The sequence below is a fragment of the Sandaracinomonas limnophila genome (assembly GCF_004005965.1).
GTDB lineage: Bacteria > Bacteroidota > Bacteroidia > Cytophagales > Spirosomataceae > Sandaracinomonas > Sandaracinomonas limnophila.
On sequence record NZ_SACY01000002.1, the window covers coordinates 381,561 to 393,135 of the forward strand.

Genomic DNA, 11,575 nt, shown 5'->3' on the forward strand with positions numbered 1-11,575 from the left:
TGTTAATTGTTAATTGTTAGTTGTTAGTTGTTAGTTGTGGTTGGGGAGTTTTCAAATTCAATTTAAATTGTTTTTTCGATAATTCAAAACAAATTTTTAGACTTGTCTAAATTTTTCTTTTGTTTGCCCTGAATATGTGAAGATTTTTTTTGTAATTTGTACGCAAATTAATCCCTATGTCAACATCTTTCGCCGAGGAAAATTATCTCAAAATTATTTATCGTTTATCGGAATCCAACCCAAACGAGATATCTACCAATGAGGTAGCGGAAATGATTCAAACCAAAGCTGCTTCTGTTTCAGATATGTTAAGGAAACTTTCTGAAAAAGGTTGGGTCAACTACCAAAAATATCAGGGAGTACGATTGACCGATAAGGGACAAAAAATTGCTTTAAGTATTGTTAGAAAACACCGACTTTGGGAGTTTTTTTTAGTAGAAAAAATGGGCTTTAATTGGGATCAGGTGCACGACATTGCCGAGCAACTAGAACACATCGAATCTGAAGAATTAATCAATAAATTGGATGAATTTTTGGGATTCCCAAAGGTAGATCCCCATGGCGACCCCATTCCAAATAAAGATGGGGTAATCCCAGATCTTGGGTATCAATTACTTTCAGATTGTAAACCAAATACCACCTGCACCTTAATGGGCGTTGCTCAAGATTCTACAGTCTTTTTGCAATTGGTAACGAAGCTTGACTTGAAATTAGGCTCAAAATTAAATTTAATTGAAATAAATTCATTTGACCGTTCCATATCGGTATCCATTGAAGGCCAAACTCCAGTATTTATAAGCCACGAAGTTGCTAAAAATATTTTGGTAAAAATAATATAATTACCAATTTTTCTCTACTTCTTTAGATTTAATATCTGGAATATATATTGTTTGACCTTTCCAAGAATGAACAACTCCCCGATCGTACAATTCCACTTGATAATACCCAGGTAAAACCCCCATTTCATATAAATTAGAATCAAATAAGGCTCCAATTTCATAAAAATCAGAATAGTTAAATAAATTCCGATAAGAATGTTTTGGATTCTGAATAAAAGGGAATAAAAAGATATTTTTCCTGTTCCTTAACAATAAATATAATCCATTATCTAACAAATTATTATTTAGATAATCAGATACTTCAAAATGAACCTTATCCCTAATTTTAATTGAATTAGTAGAATCAATCTTATTCACTTGATTTGAATAAACAAAAGGGATAACTCCTTCCCAACTCTGAAGTTGATTTTCACCAGTATTAGATTTTAAATTTCCCCAATTGAATACCATTGTAGTAAAAAAATGTCTTTGATTTATTGTAAAAAATAAAAAATAATGTTGAATACACACAAACCAAAATAATACTGAGATGAGAATAAATAGTTGTATAACACCTCCAAAATTAAAAGATTCAACAAAAGAAATCAGTAACACACTAACCAACAATACAGAATAAACCTTATACCTACTTAACAAAAACCCTTCTAATTCTATTTGTCCACACCTACTAAATACAACCATAAAAATTGTGCCAAAACAAAAAAATAAAATGGCAAACAGAGAAAGTTCCGAATTTGAAAATTCCTTTTTAGTAAAAATTTTAAATCCTAATATAAAGATTTTATAAAATGAAAATAATGAAATTATAATACCAAAAACCATTACAAATAAATATTGCTTAACTGGCAAAATCAAACCTTCTGTCATTGAGCCGGCTAAAAGAAATACTGATTTCAAAAAAATTAAAAAATCAAATTGGGTTAAATTATTTTGAGACGGTATTCGGTAATTAAAAAAGTAGGCAATGAGAATTATAAATCCAAAAATAATCCATTTTAAAAAAAGCCTAGTATCTTGTTTTACTAAAAAAAACAAAGAATAAATTGAAATAAGCAAAATCCCATTTCCACTTGTATAAACAGCAATTAGTGTAAAAAAATATACCAAAATTCGATATTTGGAATTATTTAATAAAAAATATAAGCTAAGAAGAAACCAAGCAATTATCCAAAAATTTTGGATGGCGGCCATACCCCAAAAAATATTTTCATAAAAGCAAAGAGAGTGCCAAAATAGCAAAAGAACGAAACATAAAATAAATTTTTTAGTTTTTTGAAAAACCATTTTTACAATCAAAAAAACGATCAACAATAAAGCCAAATTTCCAACAAACATAAGGTGAATAAAATTTACCTTACCAAAAATATAATAATCAACTAAAGCAATTACCCTAGTAAATACGATGCGATGTTCATTATGCTGCTTTAATAAAAAAGAAATTTTGTTGCTTAAATTTGGCTCATTGCTTATTTCATTTACGAATTGAATTATCGCAAAATCATCCCATTTGGGTGCATTAACCGCATATTGAAAAAACAAAAAATAATATAATATAATTGGGAGACTATAAACAAAATATTCAAATTTGATATTTGTTTTCATAAGATTAATGGTTTTAGCTCAACAAATCTAACAATTCGTCTTCGCTCAGATTACGCAAAATACTTTCATCTGAAGTTACTAACTCATTTGCAAGGTCTAGTTTTCTTTGTTGAAGTGCGAGAATCTTCTCTTCTACAGTTTGTTTACTAATAAACTTATAGGTAAATACCGTTTTCTTTTGGCCAATTCTGTGCGCACGGTCTATTGCCTGTGCCTCCGCAGCCGGATTCCACCATGGGTCGAGTAAAAATACGTAATCCGCAGCCGTAAGGTTTAATCCTACCCCTCCAGCTTTCAAAGAAATGAGGAAAACAGATTGACCACCCTCTTTTTGGAAACTCTCTACCTGCCCTTTTCTATCTCCGGTTGCGCCATCCAAATAGGCATAAGTAACGCCCAAGTTGTCAAGTTTTTTACGAATTATATTTAGGTGTTGAACAAATTGACTAAATATTAAAACCTTGTGATGCTGTTCCAAAACCGTCTCCAATTTCTCCATTACAGCATCCATTTTGCCTGACTCTCCCTCATAATTTTCATCAACCAATAAAGGATGATTCGCCAATTGCCGTAATTTGGTCAAACCTTGCAAAACAGAGAAACGTGATTTTTGCAAACCTTCGTCTTTAATCTGCTTCAAAAGGGCATCTCGGTAAAATGATTTAGTCTTATCATATAATTTCTCCTGCTCCTCTGTCATACCACAATAGGTCACAGATTCCATTTTCTCAGGCAAATCTGCAGCAACTTGTCGCTTCTCTCTTCTCAATAAATAAGGCTTAATCAAATGATACAAGCGCTTTTTCTTTTCAACATCTGCCTTTTTCTCAATTGGCACTTGAAAATGATCTTTGAAGTATCTTTGCGAACCCAAAAGTCCTGCATTCACAAAATTCATTTGCGACCAAAGGTCGAGTGTAGAATTTTCCAAAGGTGTTCCAGTCATTACCAAACGAAACTTTGCATTTAGCTTCTGAACCGCCTTAGTAATATTTGCCAATGGATTTTTAATTGCCTGCGACTCATCCAAAATTACATAGGCAAAGGCTTGTTTTTCAAACCAATCGATATCTGAACGAACCATACCAAAGGAGCAAAGGACTAAATCCACTTTCCCAATTTGACTTTGAAGCTTCTCTCTTTGATTTCCACTATAAACCAAAACACGCAATTGAGGAGTAAATTTCTTCGATTCCATTTCCCAATTGTATAAAAGAGAAGTTGGCATCACCAACAAACTTGGCAAGGTTTCGCCTGATTCCTTCAAACTTTGCAATAAACATAGAGTCTGAACTGTTTTACCCAATCCCATGTCATCCGCCAAACAAGCACCTAATCCAGCCGTTTGGCGAGTCCGCATCCATCGGTACCCTTCTAATTGGTAAGGACGCAGCGTGCCTTTAAAATTCTTTGGCACAGGAAATTCCTTGGTCATCAAGGTTAAATCTTGAACCGTTTTTTGTCGCAAGGCAGTTTTGATCAAATCTTGATTTTCCCACTCCTGTACCAGCTGAAAATGTTGCTTCTTTAAATATATTCCATCGTCTCCCGGACGAGTCTCTGAGAAGTAAAACAAATCTTGATAATCATGGAACCAATTGTCGGGAATCATGGCAATGGAACCATCTGGTAAATGAAACTCGTGTTTTTTAGCCAAAATCAATTGACGAATTTTCAAAAATGGAATTTGAAACTCACCAAATGAAATCACTGCTTGAACATCAAACCAGTCTAGTTTTTCACCAATTCGAATTTTTATTTCAGGCTTTCCTAAGAAATATCTTGGTGCCTGACCATCCCCTTTGAATTGGAGTGAAAATCCAGCCTGATCTAAGGCCTGTTTATTTACAGTGAGCCATTGAACCGCCTCTCCTCTAGAAATCATAGCCCTTCCATCAAAATCCATGGGCAAACCCATGTTTTTTAAAGTTGTAAAGGCTCTTTTTTCCTTAGCCAAAGTCCTCATTATTTTCTGAAAGGCATAAGAATCTCCTTTTTTCTCAAATAAAACATTGGCCTCAGCACCTAAATTATCCCAAGGAAATCGATTATTTCCATATTGAAAAGAAAGTACAAATTGCCAACGATCGGCGGCTTCCAAACTTGCTTGACTTTTCTTGCCAGGTTTCGCTGCATCTGCATCTTCAATTTTGGGACCTATTGGACCATAAGAAAGCAAATACTGACAATTTTTTTCTGAATTAACAATATCAAATCCTTTAGCGTGCACAGGATATCGTGCCACCATGCTTTTAACAAACTTTTTGAAGTAATCTTCCTCCATGTTTTTTGGAATAACTACAAATTTTTTGTTTAAAAAAGCCTTTAATTTTTTACCCTCAAGGGCCGGTTTGAAATGATATAATTTCTGGTTCAACAACATCCAGGCAGGATCGTCGCACAAAATCAGTGCATCTTTGTATTGAAATTCAAGCTTATTTCCTTGGTATTTAAGAGTAGGAAAATAGTGCGTATTTTCCTCATTTCGCATAAAATGGAAAAGAACCTCCACCGGTTCCGGCTGAATTTGAACAGCTTGGCGCATCGGATTCCCGTCATTTCCCATGACAAACAAAGTTCTATCCGGAAAAATTAATTCGAAAATTTGGGCACGCTTCTTTTCAACTATTTGTAAAATAGCATCTGCAACATCCTTTTCACCTTTTTCGGCGTCAAATATTTTCAGGAAAAATTCTTCTTGTAAGCGCTTTTTTTGCGTATTAAACTTCTCATAAATCATAGTTGGCTTAATGGACTCAATCAAAGCAACGGCAGCCCTGTCCTTTTCCTCCAAACCGTGTTCAAATTCATTGAAATTTCGAGAAGTAAGCGTCTGGTACTCCCAAGTAAGTTGATTTTTTTCATTCAACTGCACAACAAACACCTCAAACAAATACCCAAGGCATTCATGTGAGAGAATGGAATAAACAATTTGAAAGGGTTTACTTGGAACAATTTTCATCTTACAATTACCCAAATTAATGGATAGTATATGTCAAACTTCCAAAAATAACAGAAAAAAAATGAAAATTGTTTATTTTTTTTGCAAAAGCATGGATACCCAATTATTCTTTTCCAAAAAACTTAATTTTTGAATTCCGAATTGAGCTGCCTTTTTTTCTAAAGCAGGGATGTCTTGTGTGTAAAACCCACTCAACAACAAATATCCACCAGACTTCAATCGAGAAGCATATTCACCCATCTCGTCTAATAAAATGTTTCGGTTGATATTAACAATCAACACATCATAGGAAAAATCGTCTTCCTCACGGATAGTACCTTGTACAAATGGAATATCTGAACAGTTGTTTAAAGCTGCATTTTCAATTGAATTTTCAACAGACCAGGCATCTACATCAAATCCACGAACTATACTTGCACCCAATTTTTGGGCCACAAATGCTAAGATCCCGGTTCCCGTTCCTGCATCCAAAACAGATTTATTCTTTAGATCTAAGGAAAACAAATTTTCAACCATTAAATGGGTGGTTTCATGATGACCCGTTCCAAATGACATCTTAGGATTAATAACCAATTCCATAGCATATCCAGGCTCAGTTGGATGAAATGATGCGCGAATAAAAACCTTATCGCCTATACGAATGGGCTCATAATTAGATTCCCATACCTGATTCCAATTCTCTTTTTCAATTTTCTCAATTGAATATTCAATGGGGCTTACTGCACGATATCTTGCAATTATTTCCTCCATTTGGAGCAAATCAAACAAATTTTCTTCACAAAATGCGTCCAATCCATTGGGATTTTCTTCAAAAATATCAAAGCCAATTTCGGCGAATTCGGCCATTAAAATTTCACACATTTCTTCAGAAGCAGAAATATGAACCTTAATCGTTTGAATATTATCAGTCATTGCTTGGTGTTGGCGGTGGTGTTTTTTTGCCAAAAACAGAAATGTTTAAATAACGCTTGGGCTGAAGTCTAAAATCTAATAAAAGCTTATCCAAATTTACCAAAGTCTTATTTAAACTAACATAAACGCTATCATTTTTAAGAAATTTACCTGCTGAGCCTTGGCCTTGTTCCAAAGATTTAACAATCTTGTTTACAGAAACCATGGTTGCATTAATTTCCTGTAGGGTTTTTCCCAATTTCAATGCCTGCAAAGAATCTGCAATTACATTAAACTTGCTCAGCATGGGCTTTAATTGCTTTTCGGTTTCTACCAGGTCGGTAGACAACAATTTCAAATTTGTAGAAATTTGAGCTAAATTCTCACGATTATCTGTCAAAATACCATTCACAGAACCATCTAAATGAGTTACAGTTGCATTAGAATTTTTCAGCAATTCGTTTAAAATAGTACCCGTGTTTTCGAATTTTTTAGAGATCGTTCTAAATGAAATCAACAAAGAGTCTGCATTTGAAATCACTGGAATAGCTCGCTCTTTCAATAAGGTCGTTAGACCTGTTTCAGTCATACCTTTTATATAGACACCTTCCTCCAAATCTTTTGTACCAGCCAGGGCTATTCGGATAATTTTACCTCCTAAAATACCACCATCTGCTAAAATCGCAACACTTTGGTCTTTTAAATGAAGATCTTTATTTAACCGAAGTGTAACCAATATTTTATTCCCCTTTTCTGGTTCAAGCGCAACTGATTTTACCTTTCCCACCTCAATTCCATTCATCATCACCGGATTGGAAACCAAAAGTCCATCTACATTATCATACTCAACGTAATAGATATTGGCCTTGGTAAAAAGATCATTGCCCTTCAAAAAATTAAATCCGAAGTAAATAATCAGAAAAGTGATTAATGCCAAAAAACCTACCTTTAACTCGTTGCTCTTAAACATATTTATTTTTCTAGGTCTTCTTTATATTGCTTGAAAGCCTTTACAATAGCATCTGAAACCTCTTGCTGTCCTTTTTCTGAGGATAAATAATCTTCCTCCTCTGGATTGGTCAAAAAGCCTGTTTCCACCAAAACACTTGGCATTGCAGTTCTCCAAATCACCAAGAACCCGGCCTGCTTAACACCAAAACTTTTACGGTTATAGGTTTTAGCAAAATTATTTTCTACAAAGGAAGCAAATTTAACAGAGTTTGCCATAAATGCGCTCTGATAATTTACCATCATTATATACGACAAAGGCGAATTTGGATCAAAGCCACCATAGGTATTTTCATAATCCTTCTCTTGTAAAATAACAGCATTTTCACGCTTTGCAACGTTCAAATTACCATCTGATTTATGCAAACCCATGGTATAGGTTTCTGTTCCGTATGCCGATTTATTCAAAGCGGCATTACAATGTACAGAAATAAACAAGTCAGCTTTGTTTCTGTTGGCGATGTTTGCTCTTTCATTTAACTCAATAAACGTATCTGTATCCCGCGTGTAAACAATTTTCAAATCGGGATAGGCTTCTTTCAACATCCTCCCTACACCTAAAATAATTTTTAGCGTAACCTTCCCCTCTTGATTCCCCTTTGGTCCGTGACAGCCAGGGTCTTTCCCACCATGTCCGGCATCCAAACAAACTGTTTTTAATAAATTCTTTTTAGATGTTTTTATCGGCTCATCAAAATCAAATGAACCGAAAAATAAAATAGAACCGATCAATAAAACGTTAAAAAGTATTCGCAACGAAAACATAAATGTTAAAATATTACGCGTAAGAACGAACAATAATGTAATTTTGTATTCTTTTTACAACAAATATACGTTTTTAACCTAGATTTTTTTGAATTCAATCGGTAAAAATATCATTCTTCTGCTTTCGGTTTTATTCTTTTGGAGCCTATCAACACAGGCAATTGCCCAAAAAGTAATATCAACAGATAGTACACAAAAAGTTGTTGTAAAAAAAGATTCTTCCACAACACAATTAGAAACTACCGTATTTTACTCTGCAATCGACTCTACCATTTTGGATGCAGAAAATCAAGTGGTCAATTTATACGGCGGAGCAAAAGTAAAATATGGGCAAATCAGCTTAGAAGCAGATTACATTCGACTAGACTGGGCTAAAAATGAAGTTTTTGCCAAGGGAACTTACGACAGCACTTCAAAAAAAGAAATTGGGCTACCCTTGTTTATGCAAGGCTCTGACAAATACGACTCCAGGGAAATTCGCTACAATTTCAAATCGAAAAAAGCCATAATTAAGGAAATAGTTACCCAACAAGGTGAAGGTTTTATTCAGGGAAGTAATGTTAAAAAGGATGAGGAGGAAAACATGTATATCCGAAATGCCATTTATACAACCTGTAATTTATCTCATCCACATTTCAACATCCGTGCGCGAAAAATCAAAGTTGTCGGCAGAAAAGAGATCATTTCAGGACCCTTCAATTTTGAATTAAACGACATTCCTTTGCCCATTGGACTACCCTTTGGATTCTTCCCTTATTCTCAACCCAAAGAGGCTGGCAAATCAGGCATCTTGTTTCCAACCTATGGTGAAGAACCTAATGGAAGAGGTTTTTATTTAAGAGATGGAGGGTATTATTGGGCGGCAAGTGAAAACATAGGAATCCGATTTACTTCTCAAATTTATTCAAAAGGCGGATGGGGATTGGGCGCCAATTCGCAATACAATAAAAAATACCGCTATAGTGGTAATTTTAATTTAGCCTATAATAGAAATTCCAATGGTGCAGAGTTTAGCCCTACCTACAGAACAGATTTTGCCCTTCAGTGGTCGCACAGTCCGAGAGCCCGCGGAAACTCTTCTTTTTCCGCATCCGTCAATTTAGTTTCCAACTCTTATAATCAATTTAACACCTTTAATTCGCAACAATATATGTCGAACACGGTTAGTTCGGCTATTCAATATGCTAAAAACTTTGGTCAAAATATAAGAACAGGTATATCTTTCCGAGTTAACCAAAATACAACTACCAGAATTTTAGATGCGGGAACAGATTTCAATTTTGGAATGAACCAGTTTCAACCCTTCAAAAAGAAAAAATCTATTGGAGATCGATTCATCGATCAATTCAGAATTGGTTTAGACTTTTCAGGGAGCGTTAGTTTAAATAACCAGGTATCAGATCTATATACTCGCTACGAATTTGATGTTTATCCTCGTTCCTCCAATGATTTACGAGGTACCATTCAAAAACCTTATGTTCCGAAGTCAATAGATGACCTTCCTCCTGGCGTATTGCCTGTAAATTTGAATACCTTGCCAACCTTACTTGAGAAGGCGCAAACCAAATTCACCTATAGCATACCACTTTCCTTGCCAAACATTAAAATCAATCGGTACATCAATTTAACACCTGGTATATCATGGGGAGGAAATATGTACACCAGAAGTTACAAATACACTTACATGAAATCGGACTCCACCGTTCGAATTGATACTATTGGAGGTTTGCCTAAGTTTTCTCAACAAATTGCGTTTTCAGCAAGTATGAATACCCGTTTGTATGGAACATTAAATATCAAAAAGGGCCGATTAGAAGGGATTAGACATACGATGGCTCCTTCCATAAGTGTTAGTTATACCCCAGATTATTCTGACCCTACGTATGGATTTTTCCAAGATGTACGTATAAATAACCGAAAATTCATCAATGCAGATGGGGTGGAACAAATCGGTGATATTAGAAGAATTAGTACGTTTGACCCTAAAATAACAAGTTATGGTGGCGCATCTGGTGCCATCAGCTTTGGACTCCAAAACACTCTAGAAGCTAAAATTAAATCCAAATCCGATACAGCGACTAAGCAAAGTGAAAAAATTTCCATCTTAGACAATTTCGGCATCAATGGAAGTTATAATTTATTGGCCAAGGAATACCCCCTTTCCAATTTAGGATTTAATGCTGCTTCACGCGTTAAAAAATTTGACATTAACTTTGGTGGCTCACTTGACCCCTATTTATATGTTGAAGACCAATTTTTCCCACAAGTAGGCAGAAGGACTCCCGATTTGATGATTAAGCTTGGCGAAGGTTTAGCGCGACTACAATCTTTCAATTTTTCCATTGGTAAAAGATTTGCCCCGAAAGGATCCGACAAACCCAAACAAAGTTCATTTGGAAGCACTGCGCAATTAAACCAAATCAATAGAAATTTGGAAGATTATGTAGATTGGAACATCCCATGGACTCTTTCATTTAGTTACCAATATAGCATGTTTAAAACCGGTTTGGCTACTCCTCAGGTAATTAGTGGCATGACCTTTCAGGGTGATTTAAGTCTATCTGAAAAATGGAAATTATCGGTTAATTCAGGTTATGATTTCAAATTCAAAGGCTTAACCTACACAACCCTTTCCGTCCATCGTGATCTACATTGTTGGGAAATGAATTTCAATTGGACACCAATTGCCAGTCCATTTTATGGTAGAGCGAGTAATTATTCGTTTGATTTAAGGGTCAAATCTTCTTTATTGCAAGATTTGAAAATCTCCCGCAGAAGAAGTTTCTATGACAAAGGTGGTTTTTAATTATTTTAAAACCGACTTAAATTCCTTTAAAAATTTATCCATTTTAGGTTTAATCACCACCTGGCAATAAGGTTCCTCCCCATTTTCCTGGAAATAATTTTGGTGATAATCCTCCGCGGGGTAAAAAGTTGAAGCCTGTGTAATTTCAGTCACAATAGGGTTTGGAAACACTTTTTTATCATTTAACTGTTTTTTCCATGAAGTTGCCTTTGCCTTTTGCTCTTCATTATGAAAAAATACAGCCGAACGATATTGCGTACCTATGTCATGCCCTTGCCTGTTTAATGTGGTCGGATCGTGTGTCTGCCAAAAGATTTCTAATAATTTATCAACTGAAACCACCTTCGAATCAAATACTAATTGACACACTTCTGCATGGCCTGTTAAACCAGAACAAACCTCCCGATAAGTAGGATTTTTTAATTTCCCTCCCATGTAACCAGACGTTACTTTTGTAACACCTTTGACTTGCTGAAATACCGCCTCCACACACCAAAAACAACCTGCACCAAATGTTATAGTATCTGTTCCTATCGACATATCTTCTTTCAATTTTTGTTTAGAATTTACCTTTCCCGTACAAGAAAGTACCAAAAATGTCATCAAAATACTGATGAAAATAAAAGTTTTTTGAAATTGACAGAATAGTTTTGACATTTTTTAATAGTTTTGCCACCCAAATTTAAAAGGAATCTTTTGTTA

At 34.9% G+C, this 11,575-nt stretch carries 8 protein-coding genes; 2 read left to right on the top strand and 6 right to left on the bottom strand.

The window, feature by feature from the left end; translation table 11 throughout:
• Positions 1-176: 176 nt before the first annotated feature.
• On the top strand, positions 177-839 hold the full coding sequence (locus tag EOJ36_RS05255) for a metal-dependent transcriptional regulator (protein ID WP_127803075.1): 663 nt from the start codon (positions 177-179) through the stop codon (positions 837-839).
• Here the strand turns inward: EOJ36_RS05255 and EOJ36_RS05260 are convergent, their stop codons facing one another.
• From EOJ36_RS05260 to EOJ36_RS05280, 5 genes are all read right to left on the bottom strand, one after another.
• A complete protein-coding gene (locus EOJ36_RS05260; protein ID WP_127803077.1) occupies positions 840-1,289 on the bottom strand; it encodes a hypothetical protein in 450 nt (149 codons plus the stop codon).
• Positions 1,290-2,454: 1,165 nt separating this feature from the next.
• Complete coding sequence (locus tag EOJ36_RS05265) at positions 2,455-5,403, bottom strand: DEAD/DEAH box helicase (RefSeq protein ID WP_127803079.1); 2,949 nt, start codon at positions 5,401-5,403, stop codon at positions 2,455-2,457.
• Positions 5,404-5,475: 72 nt separating this feature from the next.
• Entirely contained in the window at positions 5,476-6,348 is an 873-nt protein-coding gene (gene prmA, locus EOJ36_RS05270; protein WP_238944413.1) for a 50S ribosomal protein L11 methyltransferase, read from the bottom strand.
• Positions 6,308-7,264 (bottom strand): MlaD family protein, encoded by a 957-nt coding sequence (locus tag EOJ36_RS05275; protein WP_127803081.1) that lies wholly within the window; start codon positions 7,262-7,264, stop codon positions 6,308-6,310. Before EOJ36_RS05275 ends, prmA begins: the two co-directional genes overlap by 41 nt.
• 2 nt (positions 7,265-7,266) lie before the next feature.
• Positions 7,267-8,067 carry an N-acetylmuramoyl-L-alanine amidase family protein gene (locus EOJ36_RS05280; RefSeq protein ID WP_127803083.1) on the bottom strand — a complete coding sequence of 267 codons (801 nt, stop codon included), beginning with the start codon at positions 8,065-8,067 and terminating at the stop codon, positions 7,267-7,269.
• 88 nt (positions 8,068-8,155) lie between these two features.
• On the opposite strand from EOJ36_RS05280, the gene EOJ36_RS05285 reads away from it, so the two are divergent.
• On the top strand, positions 8,156-10,873 hold the full coding sequence (locus tag EOJ36_RS05285; protein ID WP_127803085.1) for a putative LPS assembly protein LptD: 2,718 nt from the start codon (positions 8,156-8,158) through the stop codon (positions 10,871-10,873).
• Here the strand turns inward: EOJ36_RS05285 and msrA are convergent, their stop codons facing one another.
• Positions 10,874-11,530, bottom strand: coding sequence for a peptide-methionine (S)-S-oxide reductase MsrA (gene msrA / locus EOJ36_RS05290; protein WP_394342707.1), 657 nt, complete (start codon positions 11,528-11,530; stop codon positions 10,874-10,876).
• Positions 11,531-11,575 lie beyond the last annotated feature (45 nt).